General features: G+C 41.9%; 24 protein-coding genes, 1 tRNA gene and 1 riboswitch. Of the genes, 12 read left to right on the plus strand and 13 right to left on the minus strand.

Annotation, left to right across the window (positions count from 1 at the left end; translation table 11 throughout):
• Position 1: 1 nt before the first annotated feature.
• Positions 2-463, minus strand: a complete 462-nt coding sequence (locus tag K370_RS08410; protein WP_047540807.1) for an EVE domain-containing protein — start codon at positions 461-463, stop codon at positions 2-4.
• An 80-nt stretch (positions 464-543) separates the two neighbouring features.
• Here K370_RS08410 and K370_RS08415 point away from each other — a divergent pair, with 80 nt between their 5' ends.
• Entirely contained in the window at positions 544-903 is a 360-nt protein-coding gene (locus K370_RS08415; RefSeq protein ID WP_047541846.1) for a DUF2237 family protein, read from the plus strand.
• Positions 904-1,353: 450 nt separating this feature from the next.
• Here K370_RS08415 and K370_RS08420 read toward each other — a convergent pair whose 3' ends face one another.
• Positions 1,354-1,659: a cell division protein ZapA gene (locus K370_RS08420; protein WP_047540810.1), complete on the minus strand. Its 306-nt coding sequence runs from the start codon at positions 1,657-1,659 to the stop codon at positions 1,354-1,356.
• Positions 1,656-1,877 (minus strand): hypothetical protein, encoded by a 222-nt coding sequence (locus K370_RS08425; RefSeq protein WP_047540813.1) that lies wholly within the window; start codon positions 1,875-1,877, stop codon positions 1,656-1,658. Before K370_RS08425 ends, K370_RS08420 begins: the two co-directional genes overlap by 4 nt.
• A gap of 164 nt (positions 1,878-2,041) precedes the next feature.
• Positions 2,042-2,271, plus strand: a riboswitch (cobalamin riboswitch).
• A gap of 152 nt (positions 2,272-2,423) precedes the next feature.
• Between K370_RS08425 and K370_RS08430 the strand changes: the two genes are divergently transcribed.
• The 5 genes from K370_RS08430 (at position 2,424) to K370_RS08450 (ending at position 6,586) form a co-directional block, all read left to right on the plus strand.
• The gene (locus K370_RS08430) at positions 2,424-4,319 is read left to right on the plus strand and encodes a TonB-dependent receptor domain-containing protein (RefSeq protein WP_047540816.1); all 1,896 of its coding nucleotides are present in this window, start codon (positions 2,424-2,426) and stop codon (positions 4,317-4,319) included.
• Between the two features lie 89 nt (positions 4,320-4,408).
• Positions 4,409-4,996 (plus strand): hypothetical protein, encoded by a 588-nt coding sequence (locus tag K370_RS08435; RefSeq protein WP_047540820.1) that lies wholly within the window; start codon positions 4,409-4,411, stop codon positions 4,994-4,996.
• A gap of 58 nt (positions 4,997-5,054) precedes the next feature.
• Entirely contained in the window at positions 5,055-5,756 is a 702-nt protein-coding gene (gene bluB / locus K370_RS08440; RefSeq protein WP_047540822.1) for a 5,6-dimethylbenzimidazole synthase, read from the plus strand.
• A 31-nt stretch (positions 5,757-5,787) separates the two neighbouring features.
• A complete protein-coding gene (cobU, locus tag K370_RS08445) occupies positions 5,788-6,342 on the plus strand; it encodes a bifunctional adenosylcobinamide kinase/adenosylcobinamide-phosphate guanylyltransferase (RefSeq protein WP_047540824.1) in 555 nt (184 codons plus the stop codon).
• 22 nt (positions 6,343-6,364) lie between these two features.
• Entirely contained in the window at positions 6,365-6,586 is a 222-nt protein-coding gene (locus K370_RS08450; protein WP_047540826.1) for an RNA-binding S4 domain-containing protein, read from the plus strand.
• A gap of 23 nt (positions 6,587-6,609) precedes the next feature.
• On the opposite strand, the gene cobC is transcribed toward K370_RS08450, so the two are convergent.
• The 5 genes from cobC to lysM all read right to left on the minus strand — a co-directional run bounded on the left by cobC (position 6,610) and on the right by lysM (position 10,065).
• Positions 6,610-7,188, minus strand: coding sequence for an alpha-ribazole phosphatase (gene cobC / locus K370_RS08455; RefSeq protein ID WP_047541849.1), 579 nt, complete (start codon positions 7,186-7,188; stop codon positions 6,610-6,612).
• Positions 7,185-7,979, minus strand: coding sequence for an adenosylcobinamide-GDP ribazoletransferase (locus tag K370_RS08460; protein WP_047540827.1), 795 nt, complete (start codon positions 7,977-7,979; stop codon positions 7,185-7,187). Before K370_RS08460 ends, cobC begins: the two co-directional genes overlap by 4 nt.
• Complete coding sequence (gene cobT, locus K370_RS08465) at positions 7,979-9,103, minus strand: nicotinate-nucleotide--dimethylbenzimidazole phosphoribosyltransferase (RefSeq protein ID WP_047540829.1); 1,125 nt, start codon at positions 9,101-9,103, stop codon at positions 7,979-7,981. Before cobT ends, K370_RS08460 begins: the two co-directional genes overlap by 1 nt.
• A 132-nt stretch (positions 9,104-9,235) precedes the next feature.
• A complete protein-coding gene (locus tag K370_RS08470) occupies positions 9,236-9,523 on the minus strand; it encodes a hypothetical protein (protein ID WP_047540830.1) in 288 nt (95 codons plus the stop codon).
• Between the two features lie 41 nt (positions 9,524-9,564).
• Positions 9,565-10,065 (minus strand): peptidoglycan-binding protein LysM, encoded by a 501-nt coding sequence (lysM, locus tag K370_RS08475; RefSeq protein WP_047540832.1) that lies wholly within the window; start codon positions 10,063-10,065, stop codon positions 9,565-9,567.
• A gap of 219 nt (positions 10,066-10,284) precedes the next feature.
• On the opposite strand from lysM, the gene K370_RS08480 reads away from it, so the two are divergent.
• The 4 genes from K370_RS08480 to dsrE2 all read left to right on the plus strand — a co-directional run bounded on the left by K370_RS08480 (position 10,285) and on the right by dsrE2 (position 11,692).
• A tRNA-Phe gene (locus K370_RS08480) sits at positions 10,285-10,360 on the plus strand.
• A 224-nt stretch (positions 10,361-10,584) separates the two neighbouring features.
• Positions 10,585-10,908, plus strand: a complete 324-nt coding sequence (locus K370_RS08485) for a rhodanese-like domain-containing protein (RefSeq protein ID WP_047540834.1) — start codon at positions 10,585-10,587, stop codon at positions 10,906-10,908.
• Between the two features lie 58 nt (positions 10,909-10,966).
• Entirely contained in the window at positions 10,967-11,200 is a 234-nt protein-coding gene (locus K370_RS08490; RefSeq protein WP_047540839.1) for a sulfurtransferase TusA family protein, read from the plus strand.
• 24 nt (positions 11,201-11,224) lie between these two features.
• On the plus strand, positions 11,225-11,692 hold the full coding sequence (gene dsrE2 / locus K370_RS08495) for a sulfur carrier protein DsrE2 (RefSeq protein WP_047540840.1): 468 nt from the start codon (positions 11,225-11,227) through the stop codon (positions 11,690-11,692).
• 69 nt (positions 11,693-11,761) lie between these two features.
• Here dsrE2 and K370_RS08500 read toward each other — a convergent pair whose 3' ends face one another.
• The 5 genes from K370_RS08500 to K370_RS08520 form a co-directional block, all read right to left on the minus strand.
• Positions 11,762-11,962 (minus strand): (2Fe-2S)-binding protein, encoded by a 201-nt coding sequence (locus K370_RS08500; protein WP_047541851.1) that lies wholly within the window; start codon positions 11,960-11,962, stop codon positions 11,762-11,764.
• A 22-nt stretch (positions 11,963-11,984) separates the two neighbouring features.
• The gene (locus K370_RS08505) at positions 11,985-14,831 is read right to left on the minus strand and encodes a valine--tRNA ligase (RefSeq protein WP_047540842.1); all 2,847 of its coding nucleotides are present in this window, start codon (positions 14,829-14,831) and stop codon (positions 11,985-11,987) included.
• Between the two features lie 95 nt (positions 14,832-14,926).
• Positions 14,927-15,841, minus strand: coding sequence for a hypothetical protein (locus K370_RS08510; protein ID WP_047540844.1), 915 nt, complete (start codon positions 15,839-15,841; stop codon positions 14,927-14,929).
• A gap of 13 nt (positions 15,842-15,854) precedes the next feature.
• The gene (locus K370_RS08515; protein WP_047540845.1) at positions 15,855-16,421 is read right to left on the minus strand and encodes a LemA family protein; all 567 of its coding nucleotides are present in this window, start codon (positions 16,419-16,421) and stop codon (positions 15,855-15,857) included.
• A gap of 34 nt (positions 16,422-16,455) precedes the next feature.
• Positions 16,456-17,694, minus strand: coding sequence for an FAD-binding domain-containing protein (locus K370_RS08520; RefSeq protein ID WP_047540846.1), 1,239 nt, complete (start codon positions 17,692-17,694; stop codon positions 16,456-16,458).
• Positions 17,695-17,895: 201 nt separating this feature from the next.
• Here K370_RS08520 and K370_RS08525 point away from each other — a divergent pair, with 201 nt between their 5' ends.
• Together K370_RS08525 and K370_RS08530 are read left to right on the plus strand one after the other, a co-directional pair.
• The gene (locus tag K370_RS08525; RefSeq protein WP_047540847.1) at positions 17,896-18,339 is read left to right on the plus strand and encodes an NfeD family protein; all 444 of its coding nucleotides are present in this window, start codon (positions 17,896-17,898) and stop codon (positions 18,337-18,339) included.
• Positions 18,340-18,406: 67 nt separating this feature from the next.
• Positions 18,407-19,249, plus strand: coding sequence for an SPFH domain-containing protein (locus K370_RS08530; RefSeq protein ID WP_047540848.1), 843 nt, complete (start codon positions 18,407-18,409; stop codon positions 19,247-19,249).
• Positions 19,250-19,284 lie beyond the last annotated feature (35 nt).

Here is a 19,284-nt window from a genome sequence, read left to right on the forward strand (position 1 = left end):
GTTAATCTTTTAACAAATCCAAAATAAACAACCAATCTCTCGGATCTACTGGTGTAATCGATAGTCTATTCCCGCGTTGCAGAATCCGCATATCGGCTAACTTTGGCGTTTCGCGTAATTCTTTGAGACTGAGCAGGCGTGTTTTTCGCACCAGCTTTACATCAACATTAAACCAGCGCGGTGTTTCTTGTGTGGCTTTCTCGTCAAAATACTTGTGACCTTTGATAAATTGTAAGCGATCTGGATAAGCCAAACTACTGACTTCTGCGATACCTGCAATACCTGGCGTCTCGCAATTGGAGTGATAAAACAGTACACCATCGCCAATCTGCATTTGGTCACGCATAAAATTACGCGCTTGGTAATTACGTACACCATACCAATCCACCGTTTGATTCGGCTTCGCTGCCAAATCGTCAATCGATACATCTGCAGGCTCTGACTTCATTAACCAATAACGCATTGCAATCCATCTTTCTTAATTTAAAACGTAAACTATTAATTTTGGGTATGATAATTGAAATTCATCAATTTGGAAGAAACATGGCACGAAACGTACTAGGCACAACTCTGCAAACCTGTAGTTTAGATCCTGTAACGGGTTTCACGCGTAACGGATGTTGCGAAACAGGCCATGAGGATGAAGGCAGTCATACTGTTTGCGCACAAATGACAGATGAATTTTTAGCTTTTTCAATTTCCTGTGGTAACGATTTGAGCACACCAAGACCAGAGTATGGCTTTGAAGGTTTGGTTGCGGGTGACCGTTGGTGTGTCTGTGCAGCGCGTTGGTTAGAGGCCAGTGAAGCAGGTTTCGCACCACCAGTGGTGTTAGAGGCTTGCCACGAAAAATGTCTGGAAATTGTCAGCTTGGCTGATTTAAAATATCACGAACTGCGCTAAAAACTTGAGTTTAGATACTCAGAATGGATTTTCACGCTCACAAAATTTTTAAAGAGTTGATGGTTTTGAGTTTTAAAGCGAAAGTTCAAGGCGTTTGAGCGCAGGCAGTACAAGTAGTACGCCAAGCGAAAAACAACGCGGAAATTTCGCTTTAAAAAACAAAACCTATTTTCTGTGGTGTTGCCTGAGCCGTTATCCTGAACCAAAAAGGTCCAAGTGGTAACAACCTAAAGCGCATTAGGTACACTCGCCAAGGGTATCTTAAAAGATATCCCAATTTAGAGCGCTCTCACAGCGACTTGAATAGCTGAAACCTATAACGAAAACTAGTTCAAGGAATTTAAGACTCAAGCAACACCACAGAAAACAAGTTAAATGTTAAAACTAACTTGTGACGAACGGATGAATATAACTGATTAAAACAGACTAGCTAATAATTGATCAACTGATTTATAGCAACTTAGTTTGACCAGCTATTGCTTCATCGATTTGATTCTGCATGAGACTAATCCTACGCTTATAATCGCCGATGTCAACATCGCCAGTCTTGGTGTGCAGTAATTCGTGCGATAAATTAAGGGCTGCCATAATCGCAATGCGTTCAATACCAATTATTTTGCCGGTATCACGAATCTCGTGCATTTTCTTATCTAAATAACGCACGGCCTCAAGCAAACCTGCGCGCTCTTCATCAGTACATGCGACAGTGAATTCGCGTCCCATAATGGTTAAATCGATTGATTTTGCTTCACTCATAATGTTTCTTCATCAGAGGATGTCAAGTCAGCGGGCATTGTTGCAAGCAAGACTTCAAGTTTTTGACTCGCTAAAAGCATATTATTCTTTAAGGTATCTGAGTTTTGCTGTGCTTGGCATAGGTCGTTACGCAGTTGTGCATTCTCTTCGCGCAACGATGTACACCAAGAAACGAGTTTATTGATTTTGTCTTCTAATCTTTTTAAATCTGCATCCATGCCCCACTATAATTGAAAAAAATCATTATAGTCAATAGCTAACGTTCATTATTCAAAGTAATTTAATATGTTTTAACACGCTTGTTGCGTAAACATTTAACTGGCTAGGCCAAGTACCTAGGCCGTAATTGAATAAATAACAGGCACAATAAAATTAAAGATATAATTGCGCTTAGTTGATAGGTGCCTGAAGTTAATAATCAATTAACAAGGGTGAAACTGGGAAATAAGTGCGTTTGGTTTTAATTATTTAATACTAAAACAATGCTTATGCTGCCCCCGCAACGGTAAGTGAGTGTAGTTTTGCAAATGAAGCCACTGGGTGAATTTAACTTGGGAAGGCGCAAATCATTCCTCACAAGCCCGGAGACCGGCCTACAACAAACTCGTTAGGAAATACCGCGGGGTGACGGTAATCAAGACACAATTTGCAGTCAAAATTAGTATTAATTTTTTGCAACTTCGTTCTGATTTATTCAAACATTTCCGGTATTCCTCATTATAAAAAGCACGCGGGGTCGCGTGATAAACAGGGATATCACCATCATGAAACAATCTATTATCGCTAGTCTAGTAAGTGCTAGTTTAGCCAGTGTGGCATTTAATGCCTCTACATTTGCGGATGAAGCCGCTTCTTTAGATGACACCATTGTCACGGCAAGCCGTACAAGCGAATCATTGAGCAAAACGCTTGCAGATGTTTCTGTCATTGACCGTGCTCAAATTGAGCGTGCTGGCCAGTCTTCTTTAGTCGAGATTTTACAGACTCAGCCTGGTATTGAAATTACTAACACTGGTGGAGCAGGTAAGAGTTCTGGTATTTTTATGCGAGGTACAAATACTAGCCATGTATTGGTTTTAGTTGATGGCGTTAGATTTAATTCTGCAACAACTGGTACCACTGCATTTGAAAATTTGCCAGTTGCGCTGATTGATAGGATAGAAATCTTACGTGGCCCAGCAGCAAGTTTATATGGCCAAGATGCCATTGGCGGCGTCATTCAAATTTTCACTAAAAAAGGTAGTGGTAAACCACAGTTTTATGCGAGTGTAGGCTATGGAACTTATGATACAAAAACAGCGGAAGCTGGTGTTCATGGCACAATTAATGATACTAGCTTTGCATTTGGTATCAGCAGTCAAGATACCGATGGATTTTCTGCACTAAAAACAAATAATCCAAATCTTAAAGATGATGATGGATATAGCAATTTATCCATCACCAGCTCACTATCGCATAAAATTTCTGAAGACGATGAAATCGGTTTACAGCTATTGCATAGTAAAGGAAAGACAAGATTTGATAATCGATATAATATTGATCCGTTTTCCCCTGCATTTGATCCCGCTTTTTCTGATTATGCTGAAATTACACAGCAGAGTTACTCGGTTTATACAAAAAACAAAATTACCTCTAACTGGACATCGACACTGAGGGTAGGGGAAGGTGATGATGAGACTGTAACCTATGCTGCGCTTGGTCCTTTTACATCTGAAAGCCGTAGTTTATTCAGAACAAAACAGCATCAATTAACTTGGCTTAACGACGTTAAACTACCTGTTGGAGTGTTAACGCTGGCATACGACAGGCTTGAGGAACGCGTTAAATCAACCACTGATTTCAAAGAAAACAGTAGGAATAACGATGGTTATTTTGCAGGTTATTTAGCAGATTTAGGTAATCACACCATTCACTTAAACTATCGTAGCGATCACAACACGCGCTTTGGTACGAATGATACTGGCGGTGTTTCATATGGATATCAACTAACTGATAGCTGGCGCGCAAGTGCAAGCTATGGCACCGCCTTTAGAGCGCCGACTTTTAATGATTTATATTACCCGGATTTTTTTGGTTTTGCACAGGCGAACCCAAATTTAAAGCCTGAAAAGTCAGAAAGTATTGAAGCTAGTCTTCGTTATAACAGAGACAAAACAACTGCATCAGTTACTGTTTATCAAAATAAAATCAGGGATTTAATCGTATTCACTTCTATTCCTGAGAATGTGCGCAAAGCTGAAATCCAGGGCGTTACAGTTGCAGCATCTCAAGCTTGGGATAGCTGGCTATTACAAGGAAGTGTGGATATTCAATCACCAAGGGATGAAAGTACTGATAATTTATTAATACGTCGTGCAAATAATCATGCATCCGCTAGCCTTGGCTATACCTTAGGTGATTGGCATTTCGGTGCAGAAGGCATTGCCTCATCAAAACGCTATAACGACACTGCTAATAATATATCTCTTGCTGGGTATACTATTTTTAATTTAACGACTGATTATCAAATTAACCAAGATTGGAAAATACAGGCGCGGTTAAACAATATGTTTGATAAGCAATATGCGCTTGCATATGATGGCAACCCTAGAACTGATGGATTTGCTTACGATACGCCAGGCTCAAACTTGTTTGTTAGTGTGCGCTGGCAACCTAAGTAATTGATTAAATGTGCTGATGATTGGTTAATCGCCAGCACATTTTTAACTGTATAATACGGCGATATTGATATGCAGTTTGGAGATTGATCATGCAGAGTGTAAGTAAATTCTTTCTAAATAAGCATTTGGCCATTGCTGCTGTTATTGCATTTTTTATGCTACTAACACGCGGTAGTCATGTGTTGACGCACGTTTCTTTGCCTGATGCCAGTTTAGTATTATTTTTATTAGGTGGGTTGCTGTTAAAGCGTGCGGCTTGGTTTATTGCATTTTTTGTATTGGCAACGGTGATTGATTTTGGTGCCGCTGCGTTTGATCCTGTGCAAGGATTTTGCTTAACGGATGGCTATTGGGGTTTGATTCCTGCTTATGGGGCGATGTGGCTGGGCGGAGTTTGGTTGGCTAAACAAAAAGATGTATTTGCGGCCAAATCAAATGCTGTGTTGTCCTATGTTTTAGTCAGCTTAGGAACGACATTTGTTGCTTTTGTTATTTCTACACAAACCTATTATTTGTTTTCTGGACGATTTCCCGCTGAAGGTTTAATTGAGTCCATGCAACATGGCTGGGAATATTTGCCAAGCTGGATGGGGTTCTCAGCGATGTATTTTGCGTTTGTTTGGTTAAGCGTTGCACTTTGGCGCAGTGTTAAGCACATTGAGGTTTCAAAAGCCTAAATAACGATGGCTAATAAACAAAGTCGCTTAATTTAAAGCGGCTTTTTTTATATTTAACATGTCTAATTCTCACGCATATAGCCCAGCTGAACAGGCTGCAATTTATAAAGTCATTGCCGAAAGGCGTGACATGCGACACTTTCTGCCAACACCTGTTGCGCCAGAAATTTTGCAGAAAATTCTGCAAGCTGCGCACCACGCACCTAGTGTTGGTTTAATGCAGCCCTGGCGATTTATCCGTATTACTGATAATAAGTTACGCAAAAGCATTCATCAATTAGTTGATATTGAGCGCATTAAAACATCACAGGCAATCGGCGAATTTGAAAATACGGCGACTGGATTTGTTAATAATGGGTTTGATGCCAAAAGCGCAGAATTTTTACGCTTAAAAGTAGAAGGCATTTTAGAGTGTGGCGAGTTGTTAATCGCTACGCTCTGTAACAACCGTGAGCAGCATATTTTTGGCCGCCGCACCATGCCTGAAATGGATATTGCATCGGTGAGTTGTGCGATTCAAAATATGTGGCTTGCATCACGTGCAGAAGGATTGGGCATGGGCTGGGTGTCTATTTTTGATCCAATTCAGTTAGCACAACTACTACAGATACCTGAGGATGCAAAGCCTATAGCGGTGCTATGTTTGGGGCATGTAGCCAGTTTTTATAAAGCACCTATGCTAGTGGAAACAGGTTGGGCAAAAGAAAAAACCTTAAATGAAATGCTAATGGAAAATAGCTGGCAAACGAATACGTTGTAAATTGATGGCTGGCAAAAACTGGACTTAATAAATGAATAAAGTAACGCTGATTTTAGGTGGTGCACGCTCTGGTAAAAGTAGCTATGCTGAAAAGCTGGCGATTGAATCTGGCTTGCCAGTTACCTACATCGCCACTGCACAAGTTTACGATGATGAGTTCAAGCAGCGTGTTGCATTGCATCAGCAAAGTCGCCCAGCACATTGGAAAACGCTAGAAGTACATCATCATCTTGCAAATGCGCTGATTGAAGAAGCCAAACCAGATACTTGTGTGATTGTGGATTGTTTGACGTTATGGTTGGCGCAGTGTATTTGCCCTGATTGTGTGCCACCTGAGAATGTAAAAGATACGGCCAAGTTTTGGCAAGATGCACGCAAAGGTTTTCTGGATATTTTGCCAAAACTCAAAGGCACCATTATTTTAGTGAGCAACGAAGTTGGTATGGGAATCGTACCGCTAGGGGCGATTAACCGCCAGTTTCAAGATGAACAGGGCAGATTGAATCAATCAATTGCTCAACAGGCACATGAGGTTACGTTTATTGCAGCAGGCTTGCCGCTTAAATTGAAAAGCCATTTAAATTAAAAATGAGTCTTAAGGAAAAGGTATGGAAACCAGCATATTTGAATTAAAAGGCGACTTTATCGCCTTGTGTGATTTGCTTAAAACAACTGGCATTGCCGATAGCGGCGGCCAGGGAAAAGCATTTGTCGCAGATGGAATTGTGACGGTGGACGGAGAAGTTGAATTACGTAAAACTGCAAAAATCCGCGCTGGGCAAACAGTGGAGTGTTTTGACCATCAAATTAGCGTAGTTGCAGCGACTTAACACTTAAATTGGCCCAATAATTCTTAAAGATTCACAAAGTTGATTTTAGGCACTGCGCCCAAGTTAACATCGCCAAATTCCAGTTGTGTGATGCTGCCGTAGTCAATATTAAAACGAAACAAACCCTTTAACGGCATATTCAGCACATGAGCAAGCAGGGCGCGTATCATGCCGCCATGCGTCACAATCGCAATATTTCCTGCAGGATGACAGCTTAATATTTCATCCAGAAAATTAATCCCACGCACTTGTAATTGACTGAAGGTTTCACCGTTTGGTGGCGCAGTATGGGCATAGTTTTGCGCCCACACATCAAAAAAATCACGTGGAATCGCATCCCAGGCATGCAGCTCCCAATCGCCAAAATGCAGCTCTTTGAGCCGATGGTCAATTATTGGGGCGCCGATATTAAGCGCGTTAGCTAGTTTTTCGCATCGCTGTAATGGGCTGCTGTAAGCGGCATCAAATATCATGCCATCCAGTTTTGTTTTGGTTTTTTCGCATTCCTGTATAAATGTTGACGCAACATCAATATCACTTTGCCCATAGCAAATACCCGGCGCAATTTGCAGGCGCGTGTGGCGAATAAGCGTTAGCTTCACAGGTGCATTGACCACGCTAGTACGCCCATATAAAAGGCCAATTCAGTGAGTTGTTGGGCTGCACCTAAAGTGTCGCCTGTATAACCACCCAAATTTTTCATAAGCTTTGCGCGCCACCATAACCATATGATAAAACTAGGTAAAAGCGCCAGTAATATGAATTTAATAATGATTAATTGTGAGTGGTTACTCACAATTAATAAACCGAGAATACTGATCAATGGCAACAAGCCAAACGCTGTGGCAACGGCCAAATGTTGCATACTCAATTGTGTTGCAAGCGGCTTGGCTTTTCCTGCTGGTTTTGTATAAGTTAAAGTTGCCATCAACAACACGCCCCATAATCTGCTTAGCGCATGACCAGCAATTAGTGCGAGCGGAATAAGAATTGGGTTTAAGTGACTGAGTGTTTGAAATTTAGCTATCAGCATTAAGAATAAAGCGACTGCGCCGTAAGTGCCAAGCCTGGAGTCTTGCATAATAGTGAGTATTTGCTCACGTTCCCAACCTCCACCAATCCCATCTGCGCTATCTGCTAAACCATCCTCATGAAATGCGCCGGTAAGGTAAATGGTTGCTGCCATACTGATTAATACGGCAATAACATGCGGAAAAACAAAGCTGGCGGCATAAAAGAATGCGGCACTAAGAAACCCGACAATAATGCCAATAAGAGGGAAATACTTGGTTGAGTGATTTAAATCTGACTCTTGAAAGTTGGCAAAATCAGGCACTGGAATCCGTGTGAAAAATCCTAAAGCCAATAAAAAATATCGCCATTCTTTTTGCATTAAGTGGCTCTTTCAGAAGTGTCTGCGTTTTGAGTTGCCAGTGAGATTTCATCTGTTGGCAGGCTTTCGCTAACGCCAGCACTAGAGAAGCTAGCCATTTCATTTAAAAAATTAACGGCGGCTTGAATAAGCGGGTAAGCCAGTGCGGCGCCAGATCCTTCACCCAGTCTTAAATTTAGATTAAGCAAAGGCTTTGCTTCTAAATAATCTAACATTTGGCGATGCGCGGTTTCATTGGAGCAATGTGCAAACACACAGTAATCCAGAATATTGGGCTGTAATTTATAAGCGACTAATAATGCAGCCGTTGCGATAAAGCCATCAATGATTAGCAGTGTTTTGTGTTCGGCAGCGCTTAACATTGCACCCGTTATCATGGCAATTTCAAAGCCGCCGAAAGTGGCTAGAACTTGCATTGCATCTTGTTTATTAAGAGCATGCTGTTGAATTGCCTGCTTTAAAATGACCGTTTTATGGCTGACGCCTGCATCATCCAAACCTGTGCCACGGCCTACGCATTGCTCAATTGGTATTGCACATAACACACTCATTAAGCAACTGGCGGAGGATGTGTTGCCGATACCCATTTCGCCAAAACCCAGCACATTACAACCGTTATCAATTTCTTTCTGCGCGATTGCCGCACCTTTAGTGATTGCTTGCTCACATTGCGCTAAACTCATGGCGGGTTCAGTTAAAAAATTGTGTGTTCCGAAATCTATTTTTGCATCGACTAGCGTGTTAATCACATTGGCATCAGCCGTAAAGGTGTGATTCACCCCAGCATCAATCACGCGCAATGTCATGTTATGTTGTTTTGCAAAAACATTAATTGCCGCGCCGCCCTGCAAAAAATTGATAACCATTTGCGCAGTCACGGCCTGTGGATAAGCGCTGACACCATGATTAGCAATGCCATGATCTGCCGCGAATACTAATATGGTCGGCTGATTTAATTGTGGTGTTAATGTGTTTTGGATTAATCCGATTTGCAATGCTAAATTTTCTAATTCACCTAGCGCGCCTAGTGGTTTGGTTTTTTGGTTGATTTTCTGCAATAAAGCAGGTTGCAGATTTAGTGATTCTAAGCTGCTACTGAGTGGTGGAATGTTAAAAATATTCATGGCAATAAGTGTAAAGGAAAAACCCGTAAAACCTCACGGCCTTACGGGTTAAATTTTAACCTAAAGCTTTTAATCTGATATTTGCTAATCTAACTTACAAGATAGCTTAATAATTGGTTTGTAAGCTTTAAATTATTTTGCAGCCTCAGCTGCTGCATCTTTCGCTGCTTGTACGGCATCTACGGCTTCTTCTTTTGCTTCAGCCGCTGCTTCAGATGTTGCAGCTGCCGCTTCATTTGCAGCATCAGTCACCGCTTCTTTTGTTTCTTCAGCTACAGCGCCAGCTGCTTCTTTAGTTGCGTCTACCGCTTCGCCAACTTCTTCTTTCATATTGTTTACAGCGTCATCTGATTTATTGCAGCCAGCCAGTAGTGTGAGTGCAAAAACACCCGCTAATAGTGCGCGTAAAAATGTATTCATGGTAAAACTCCCTTATTGATATTGTGTTGATGAAAAATAAATTATTGCGGTGGAATACGTAACATTTGGCCCGGGTAAATTTTATCAGGATGGCTTAACATGGGTTTGTTCGCTTCAAAAATTTTCATATACGCATTTGCGTTACCGTAAAATTGTTTAGCTACTTTTGACAAAGTATCGCCACTCACAACGGTATAAAATTGTGGCTCGGCTTCCGTTTCTTTCACGCCTAACTGATCCTGTACATGCTCAACCCCTTTTACGTTGCCACAGCATAATAAGATTTTCTCTTTGATTTCTTGGGTGTCTGCCGTGCCTTGTACAATGACAGTACCAGATGCGCCATCAAAGCCAATGGTTAAATCCTGTGCTGCTAAATTCATTTTGGCAACATATATTGCAATGGCGTTAGCAGCTGCTTTGTTTGCGGCATCTACATTTACCGGAGTAGGTGCTTGTTTTGCAGTCTCTTCAGCGGCCTTTGCTTCGCCAATGCCAAATAATTTTTCCCCAGCTTCTTTAATAAATGAAAACATTCCCATATCGCACTCCTCTTAATTTTGTTGATGCAATTAAAACGTTAAAATAAACTTCACTACTTGCTAATTACAGCAACATTTTAAACGTTGCTGATATCATCATAAAACAATTAACATAACTTAACATCCTGATGTTTGAATTTAATTGCAGCAGTGTGTGTAAATTTATGTGAAGTTTGCTATAATGCGCGACTTGCAAACATTTACCGAAGTTTGCATGAGGGCCGGGTAGCTCAGTCGGTAGAGCAGCGGATTGAAAATCCGCGTGTCGGCAGTTCGATTCTGCCCCCGGCCACCAACTAAATTAAGCTCACATTTATGTGGGCTTTTTTTATTTCTGATTTTGTATACAGCATGTCAGGGCTATACAGAGCACCTCTGGTACACATCTTTTTAACCTAGGCACCCAATAATCATCGAATTAGATACTACAACCGCTCTTAGCAATGGTGAATGCGTTTTAATGCATAGTTTTCATGTGTACAATACAAAATTAATTAGGTGTTAACCGTAAGAATTACCATGAAAAATTATTCAGATATTGAAGCAGCAGATTTAGTCAGTTTAATGACACAGCCGAAAGTGATTCTAGTAGACGTACGCAATGATGATGAAGTGGCACGGGGTATTATTCCTGACGCTATTCATATTCAGCTATCCATGTTGCCAGTCGAATATGAAAAGCTGGTGAATGCAAATGCTGTTGTATTTTACTGTCACAGTGGTGTACGTTCTGCTCATGCAGCCGATTTTGCCACTAGTAAGGGTTTAAAAAACGTCCATAATTTGGTTGGTGGCGTAATTGCTTGGGGCAGGGCTGGCCATACTTTCGCTACTAAAAAATAATGTTCTAAAGGCTATGTTGTCGAAAAAGTGATTCATATAGAATCAATTAGGAATAAAAATGGAATTTGATAAAGAATTAGACGCGCGTAACTTAAATTGCCCATTACCGATTTTGCGCTGTAAAAAAGGCTTAAGTGAGATACAAGCCACGCAAACTCTGAAAGTTTTGGCTACAGATCCCGGCTCGGTTAAAGATTTTCAGGCATTTTGTAAACAAACAGGTCATGAGTTATTGCAGTTGGATGAAGCAGATGGATTGTTTACGTTTTATATTAAGAAACGCGTCGCTTAAAAATTAGCGTTTTAATATCTAATTGTGGCCAAAAAACTCGCATTAATCGCTTCTAAAGGCTCACTTGATTGGGCTTATCCGCCTTTTATCTTGGCCTCAACTGCTGCTGCATTAGATTATGAAGTCGAAATTTTCTTCACTTTTTACGGTTTAACACTGCTTAAAAAAGATATCAGTGATTTAAAAGTATCACCACTGGGCAATCCTGCCATGCCAATGCCGGTTCCTATGCCAAATTTTGTGCAAATGCTGCCCGGTATGGAGAGCATGGCTACTATGATGATGAAACAGAAGATTGCCGATAAGGGTGTGGCTTCAATTGAAGACTTACGTACGGCTTGTTTGGAAAGTGGCGTTAAGTTGATTGCCTGTCAAATGACGGTCGATTTGTTTGATTTTAAACCTAGCGACTTTATTGACGGCATTGAGTTCGGTGGCGCTGCTACGTTTTTTGAGTTTGCGGGCGAGTCAGATGTGAACTTGTTTATTTAACCCATAAACCACTATTAATAAATCAGCCACACAGCTAAAGCAATCTAGCCTAAATCGTTTTAAGCAATATTACTTTTTCTGCTCGGCCAGTTCCTGTAAATATTCTGCAATGTCCCATTCGCAACCAGCACACCCAGTAAGCGCGCCGGTTCTTCTTGAGATAGCTTCCTGATCTGCACCTTCATTAAACAGCCGCTTAATATCACGGCGTTTGGTGCCACTGCAAGAACACATCACATCTTCGTCGTCATTGTAGGTTTTGATGACCATTGGTGATTGCGGTGTTAACACATTATTTAAGCTTGGTTAACTGTGCATTCAGTTTTTCCAAATTCGCACCAAACTCGGCTACGCGTGCTTTTTCTTGTTCCACTACAGCAGCTGGTGCACGTGCTACAAAGCTTTCGTTATTCAGTTTGCCATTGGCTTTACCAATTTCGGCTGCTAAACGTGCGATTTCTTTACCTAAACGTTCTTTTTCTGCAGCAACATCAATTTCTACTTTTAACATCAGTTTAAAGTCATCTACCAACATCACTGGCGCATCAGCCTCTGGTAAATCAGTCACAATCGTTACATCTTCCAGTTTAGCCAATGCTTTTAAATAAGGCGCATACAGCGCTAATTTATCCGCGTCGCCAGCTGCAATCAACGGAACACGTGCCGCAGGTGAGATGCTCATTTCGCCGCGCAGGCTACGGCAGGCATCGACTGCTTGTTTTAACAATGCAACCCACGCTTCTGCGGCTTCATCAATCTTGCCTGTTTGCGGTTTTGGATAAGTCTCAAGCATAATACTTGGCCCAGTTTTACCGCTCATAGGACCAATCGTTTGCCAAATCTCTTCAGTAATAAACGGCATAATAGGGTGTGTTAAGCGCAATATTGTCTCTAGCACTCTCAATAAGGTACGGCGTGTTGCACGCTTTTCTGCGTCAGTGCCTTGCTGAACTTGCACCTTGGCTAACTCCAAATACCAGTCGCAATATTCATCCCACACAAATTCATAAATAGCCTTTGCGGCTAAGTCAAAGCGATAATCGTTAAACGCACGCTCAACATCTGCTTCCGTGCGCTGTAATAGTGAAACAATCCAGCGATCAGCTTGGCTAAAACTTAAATAACCCTCAGGCTGCGTTTTGCAATCTTCTAGGCCATTATCTAGTGGAGTGCCATCTTCATTTTGTGTATTCATCAACACAAAGCGCGTGGCGTTCCATAGTTTATTGCAGAAATTACGATAACCATCGCAACGCTGCAAATCAAACTTAATGTCACGACCTGGACTGGCTAATGCGGCGAAAGTGAAACGCAAGGCATCTGTACCATAAGCATTGATACCTTCCGGGAATTCTTTACGGGTACGTTTTTCGATTTTTTCGGCATCTTTGGGGTTCATTAAACCCGTGGTGCGTTTTTTAATCAGTGCGTCTAAATCAATACCGTCAATCAAATCAATTGGGTCTAGTACGTTGCCCTTAGATTTACTCATCTTCTGGCCTTCTGCATCACGAATCAAGCCATGCACATACACATGCTTAAACGGAATCTTGCCCGTGATGTGCTTGGTCATCATCACCATACGTGCCACCCAGAAGAAGATAATGTCGAAACCCGTGACTAAAACGCTAGAAGGCAGATATTGCTGCAAAGCAAGATTAGCTTCATCTTTGGCTTTGTCACCAGTCCAATCAAGCGTTGAGAATGGCCATAAGGCTGATGAATACCAAGTATCCAGTACATCATCATCACGTTTGAGATTGCCTGTATAACCTTTAGCTGTCGCTAATTCGCGTGCTTCGTTTTCATCATGCGCAACGTAAAAACTGCCATCATCACCATACCAGGCAGGAATTTGGTGCCCCCACCATAATTGACGAGAAATACACCAATCCTGAATATTATTCAGCCATTGATTGTAGGTATTCACCCAATTTTCTGGGTAAAACTTAATCTCACCACTTTCCACAACGTCTAATGCTTTTTGCGTGATGCTTTTACCATCGTCAGTTGACTTGCTCATCGCCACAAACCATTGGTCTGTTAACATTGGCTCAATTACCACGCCAGTGCGATCACCACGCGGCACTTTAAGCTTGTGTTTTTCAGCTTTAACTAAATAATTTTGCGCTTCTAAATCCGCAACAACCTGTTTACGTGCAGCAAAACGCTCTAAACCTTGATATTGCTTAGGCGCGGCATCATTCACATTGCCATCTAAAGTCAAAATACCGATCATTGGTAGTTTATGGCGTTGCCCAACTGCATAGTCATTAAAGTCATGCGCGGGCGTCACTTTTACCACGCCTGTACCAAACTCTTTGTCAACGTAATCATCGGCGATAATCGGGATTTCACGGTTGCATAATGGCAGTTTTACATATTGGCCAATCAAGTGAGCATAACGCTCATCTTCAGGATGCACCATAACAGCTACATCACCCAGCATGGTTTCTGGGCGGGTTGTAGCAACCGTTAAATGACCGGAGCCGTCATTTAAAGGATAGTTGATATGCCACATAAAGCCATCTTCTTCCTCTTGCACTACTTCAAGGTCAGAAACGGCAGTGCCCAACTTCACATCCCAGTTCACCAAGCGTTTACCGCGATAAATCAAACCTTCGTTATACAAGCGTACAAAAGTTTCAGTCACGGTTTTATTTAACGCTGGATCCATCGTAAAGCGCTCACGCGACCAATCTGGAGAAGTACCCAAACGCCGCATTTGCTTGGTAATCGAACCGCCTGAAAACTCTTTCCATTCCCATACTTTTTCCAGAAATTTTTCGCGACCTAAATCATGGCGTGAAACGCCTTGTGCATCTAATTGACGCTCTACCACAATTTGCGTTGCGATACCTGCATGGTCCGTACCAGGCTGCCAAAGCGTATTGTCACCACGCATACGGTGATAACGGGTTAGCGTGTCCATCAAAGTCTGATTGAAGCCATGCCCCATGTGCAAGGTGCCAGTAACGTTGGGGGGCGGTAATAGAATACAGAAATTATCTTTAACTTCTGGGTTTAAGCTGGCTGAATAATAGCCTTTGCTCTCCCAAAAAGCATACCAATGACTTTCAATGGTTTTTGGGTCGAAAGATTTAGCTAATTCTCGTGTTTGTTTGTTTGCAGTGTCCATAGCCGCTATTTTAACACGGCGGAATCGCTAATTTAATAAACCGTTTTAAACGAATTTAGTGGGGTTTTCTGTAAATCTTTGAGAATGTTTTGCGGTTATTTTATCGTTATTTGTAATGCAGATAACAAGAGTAGGAATGTAACGATATGTACCAAAGACCAATATCGATAACTATCGCGCAGTTGTTGCGGCGATTTGGCGGATATGAGAAATAATCGGTTGCTTGCGGGTTTGGATAAGGTAAAGTTGCCATTATGCGCCTCCATCATTTGCTTGGCTGTTGCTTGCTTGATAGCATCTTGGCGTGCTAACTCCCATTCGCTTGCATCAATTTTCCCATCCAAATTATGATCATAGCGATTGCGTAGTTGCTCTGGGCGACTTTTCCAGTCGGCCAAGGTATTACGTACTTCCAGATTCAATGCGGCTGCGTCGGTTAAATGCTTTAACGTATTTAATTGACCTAAAACGTATAGTTTCTTAGCAGCCGGTAAATATTGTTCTACGTAACGATGCGCATTTTTACGCCAGGTGCGCGCTTCAAAGTGCACCACTTCAGCATCTACTGGATTGATGGTGCAGCTGGCCGTACCATCATTTAAGGTGAATGGCTGATTGCTTTCATGATAATCCAGCAAGCGATTCCCGCAAATGTCAGGTAAGCCTTTTTGGTCATCTACATTGGCGTAAACCCATGCGCGATACCAGACACAAGGAATACCGTGAAATGGTGTTTTGAGCGAGTTTCCACTGCTTGCGGTGCCGTGCAACTCTACGTAGCCTTGCGCAGCCGCGGCAATGGTGGAAATTGGTGCTTCTGTGATTTTAAGCAAGCGCCAGTAATTGAATATGGCGGCAAAGCAACTTGCTGCTAAAGCAACCCACCATAATGTTTGCCAAGTTTCGCGATTGCTCGGGCCAATTTTTTGCGCGTAAGCAGCAACGGCCAAGCCAGCGATAATGCCAACCGCAAGCAAATTAACGCGATTGGCTTTAAGCGTTTGAAACATGTTTAAACGCTAACTAATTGTTAAATCGACTGCCAACGTCAATGTCTTTTAATTCCTCTGGGGCGAATTGCAACATTTCTTTATATTGAAAATTAAATACGCGTGCCACAATCAGGTCAGGAAACTGTTCAATGCGCACATTGTTAATGTTGACGGAATCATTGTAGAACTCGCGTCTATCCGCAATTTGATTCTCAAGCCCAGTAATGCGCTGCTGTAAATTAATAAAAGATTGGTCGGCTTTCAGGTCGGGATAATTTTCCGCTACTGCATATAAATCCACCAAACTCGCACTTAGTGAGGATTCAGCGCGATTTAAACCCGCTACATCTTGCGTTTGGCGCACAGCATCAAGGCCCATGCGTGCGCGGATGACTTTTTCTAAGGTGCTGGATTCATGCTGCATATAGGCTTTACAGGTGTCGATTAATTTAGGTAACTCTTCATTGCGTTGTTTAAGCAGCACATCAATATTCGCCCAAGCTTTAGCGACATTATTGCTAATATTCACCAGACTGTTGTAAGTCATGATGCTGTAAATAACAATTACAGCCAATATAATCACTAATAAAAAATCCATGCGTTCCCCTTAAAATATAATTACGGTCATCAGTTTATGATTGTTGATTAAACCGGTCACCTAATAACTCTGGCCCGACTTTTTCCCAATAACGCGAAAAGCGTTTAAGGCGTGCTTCGCTAATTGATGCCTGTACAAGCTTGACTTCCGGTTCCCAAATCGGGTTAAAAGGATCTAGTAGCGCTTTGACTTGCCTGTTAGGAGTTTGCTGGGTAATCACCTGACCAACGCCGCGATTTTTAAGCACGGTTTGCGTGTCGCCCATCCACACCTCAACATCTTGTAACTCGTTTAAACAATCGGCTAAAAATTGCAGACGTTTAAGCGGCCATCTGCCATGCAGGAACTCATCATATACAAAAATTTTGGGCATCGGCTTGCGCAACAAAGGATGTGCTGCTGAGAGCATTTCATCGTGTACAAAGATAGCGATTGCTTGATGGGTAGAGATAGGCTCTTTTAGCGGCATGCTAATTTTGTGTTTTTTTGCCGGGCGGGGTGTTTGATTGGCAAATAACTGATCGTTAAGTGCTTCATAACTATGATCAAAAGGGCAGGTGATTTTGCAGTTGGCACAGTATTTTTCACCTGTGTATCTTGCCAAGTTTTCTTTATTAAAGAAATAAGGTTTCGAGCTGAAAAGCGAGGCAACCCATTGCCAAGATAAGTGGTTAGAAGCTTTGTCACCATCTAGTAAATTGTTCTCAAACCAATCTGCCGCTTCACGCCAATCTACTTTTAACCAATGCACTACATAAGCTGCGAACCACATGCGGGCGTGATTATGTACATAACCATCATGTGTTAAATCACGAATAAAGCCATCCATACAAGGCAAACCAGTAATGCCCTGACGAATGAAATCGGGCATCAGTTTATCGCCCAGCGCCACTTTGGGATCTTCAATATCGCTGAAAATGCCATTACCTTTATCGTACCAGACATGTCGCCAGTAATCGCGCCTAGCCAATTCAGCAATAAATTTTTCAGCCTGATCGCCGAAACGGCTTTTTGCGCTATCGCTGGCTTCTTTTAAGGTTAAACAGCCATGACGGAAAAAAGGTGAAAGTTTAGTCACAGCACCGTTAATAAAGTCGCGATTACGATTGTACGCAACCGCATCCATACTATTTAAGCGCTTGAGTGCTTCATGCCGACCGCCACGCCATTCGTCACTTAAAAATGAGCCAAGAGCTTGCGGAAAAATGCGTCTAATATATTGTAGACGTTCAGCACGATCGTGCGGGATGGTAAGTTTGTAAGGCTGAGCCATTAAAGTGTTTTTTGCAAAATAATTCTTATTGTGAATGCTTTGATTTTATTAGTGTACACTTTGTTTCGGTTTTTTTCATGATTAATTCCTGCCGATTTTTATGGCTACTCTCTTTATCAAATCGCTATTTTAAATACCGAAAAGCCAACCTAAAAAATGATAAGATAATTGGTGTTAATAGACATTGAGAGCATATTTAAGATGATAGATGCAATGTGGATTTGGGGCGCGATTGGCTTATTGCTGTTGGCGGTGGAGATTTCTACTGGTACCGTTTATGTCTTGTGGTTTGGTATTTCCGCGCTTTGTGTTGCGCTTGCAACTTGGATTTTTCCTAACATGCCGCCTGCCGTGCAGTTTGCCGTATTTGCAGCGTTATCCATTGGCTCTCTTGCGATTTGGAAGCTGAATTATAAAAAAACTGAAACACATTCTCGTGTAGGGCAAGCGCAAGGCGAAGAAATAGGCCGCACGGGAACAGTGATTGAAAGTGTTAACCCTAATCAGAATGGCAAAATCAGTTTTGTACAGGGGTTGATGGGCAGCCGCGAATGGGTTGCGGTATCAAATGAATCGATTGAAGTGGGCAGTCAAGCAAAAGTGGTGGCGGTCGAAGGCAATGCTCTACGTATTATCAAGATTTGATTTAAAGATTTATTATAGTTTTGGTTTTAATAGTTTAGTTTATCGTATTTACTTTTAGGAAAACAACATGACAGAAGTTAGCTTAATACTCATATTTTTAGTAGCTATTGCGATATTTAAAGGTGTGCGTATCGTGCCACAAGGTGAGGAGTGGGTGGTGGAACGTCTAGGTAAATTTGCTGGCGTACTTTCACCTGGTTTGCATGTCATTAATCCTATTTTTACTAAAGTCAGCTACAAAGTCACTACCAAAGATATTATTTTAGAGATTCCTCAGCAAGAAGTGATTACCGCGGATAACGCCGTGATTTTAGCCAATGCGGTTGCATTTATTAAAGTTTCAAACATCGAGCGCGCAGTGTATGGCATTGAGAATTTCCGCGAAGCCATGCGCAATATGGTGCAAACCAATTTACGTTCTATTATTGGCGGTATGGAGTTAAATCATGCGCTTACCTCACGCGACCGTATTAAAACCGAGCTTAAACAAGCCATTGCAGACGAAGCATTGGACTGGGGTTTAACGGTTAAATCTGTTGAGATTCAGGATATTAAACCTTCGCCCAATATGCAGGATGCAATGGAACGCCAGGCCGCCGCTGAACGTGAACGCGTAGCCGTGGTAACCGAAGCAGAAGGTGCAAAACAATCATTGATTCTAAACGCAGAAGCACGTTTGGAAGCTGCACGTAAAGATGCTGAAGCGCAAATGGTGGCGGCTAAAGCCTCAGCGGAATCAATTAAATTTATCACTGAAGCAGTGAAAGAAAACAACGCATCTGCAATGTTTTTACTGGGTGATCGCTACATTACTGCACTACAAAAAATATCCGATTCCAACAATAGCAAAATCGTGATGATGCCAGGTGATTTAGTCGGCGCGGTTAAAAGCTTAATTGGTGGTAAGTAATAATATATAAGTAGTATTTTAAAGGTTTGTTAGCA

The sequence above is a fragment of the Methylotenera versatilis 7 genome (genome assembly GCF_000799165.1).
Lineage (GTDB): Bacteria > Pseudomonadota > Gammaproteobacteria > Burkholderiales > Methylophilaceae > Methylotenera_A > Methylotenera_A versatilis_A.

Bases quoted from the DNA above. Each gene is read 5' to 3' on its own strand.
- K370_RS08435 (WP_047540820.1), top strand. From the start codon at position 4,409: ATGCAGAGTGTAAGTAAATTCTTTCTAAATAAGCATTTGGCCATTGCT.
- K370_RS08520 (WP_047540846.1), bottom strand. From the start codon at position 17,694: ATGGCTCAGCCTTACAAACTTACCATCCCGCACGATCGTGCTGAACGT.
- K370_RS08525 (WP_047540847.1), top strand. From the start codon at position 17,896: ATGATAGATGCAATGTGGATTTGGGGCGCGATTGGCTTATTGCTGTTG.
- K370_RS08500 (WP_047541851.1), bottom strand. From the start codon at position 11,962: ATGGTCATCAAAACCTACAATGACGACGAAGATGTGATGTGTTCTTGC.
- K370_RS08450 (WP_047540826.1), top strand. From the start codon at position 6,365: ATGGAAACCAGCATATTTGAATTAAAAGGCGACTTTATCGCCTTGTGT.
- K370_RS08530 (WP_047540848.1), top strand. From the start codon at position 18,407: ATGACAGAAGTTAGCTTAATACTCATATTTTTAGTAGCTATTGCGATA.
- K370_RS08420 (WP_047540810.1), bottom strand. From the start codon at position 1,659: ATGAGTGAAGCAAAATCAATCGATTTAACCATTATGGGACGCGAATTC.
- K370_RS08490 (WP_047540839.1), top strand. From the start codon at position 10,967: ATGGAATTTGATAAAGAATTAGACGCGCGTAACTTAAATTGCCCATTA.
- K370_RS08410 (WP_047540807.1), bottom strand. From the start codon at position 463: ATGCGTTATTGGTTAATGAAGTCAGAGCCTGCAGATGTATCGATTGAC.
- K370_RS08515 (WP_047540845.1), bottom strand. From the start codon at position 16,421: ATGGATTTTTTATTAGTGATTATATTGGCTGTAATTGTTATTTACAGC.
- K370_RS08460 (WP_047540827.1), bottom strand. From the start codon at position 7,979: ATGCAAAAAGAATGGCGATATTTTTTATTGGCTTTAGGATTTTTCACA.
- K370_RS08485 (WP_047540834.1), top strand. From the start codon at position 10,585: ATGAAAAATTATTCAGATATTGAAGCAGCAGATTTAGTCAGTTTAATG.
- K370_RS08430 (WP_047540816.1), top strand. From the start codon at position 2,424: ATGAAACAATCTATTATCGCTAGTCTAGTAAGTGCTAGTTTAGCCAGT.
- K370_RS08470 (WP_047540830.1), bottom strand. From the start codon at position 9,523: ATGAATACATTTTTACGCGCACTATTAGCGGGTGTTTTTGCACTCACA.
- K370_RS08510 (WP_047540844.1), bottom strand. From the start codon at position 15,841: ATGTTTCAAACGCTTAAAGCCAATCGCGTTAATTTGCTTGCGGTTGGC.
- cobU (WP_047540824.1), top strand. From the start codon at position 5,788: ATGAATAAAGTAACGCTGATTTTAGGTGGTGCACGCTCTGGTAAAAGT.
- bluB (WP_047540822.1), top strand. From the start codon at position 5,055: ATGTCTAATTCTCACGCATATAGCCCAGCTGAACAGGCTGCAATTTAT.
- K370_RS08415 (WP_047541846.1), top strand. From the start codon at position 544: ATGGCACGAAACGTACTAGGCACAACTCTGCAAACCTGTAGTTTAGAT.
- cobT (WP_047540829.1), bottom strand. From the start codon at position 9,103: ATGAATATTTTTAACATTCCACCACTCAGTAGCAGCTTAGAATCACTA.
- K370_RS08425 (WP_047540813.1), bottom strand. From the start codon at position 1,877: ATGGATGCAGATTTAAAAAGATTAGAAGACAAAATCAATAAACTCGTT.
- lysM (WP_047540832.1), bottom strand. From the start codon at position 10,065: ATGGGAATGTTTTCATTTATTAAAGAAGCTGGGGAAAAATTATTTGGC.
- K370_RS08505 (WP_047540842.1), bottom strand. From the start codon at position 14,831: ATGGACACTGCAAACAAACAAACACGAGAATTAGCTAAATCTTTCGAC.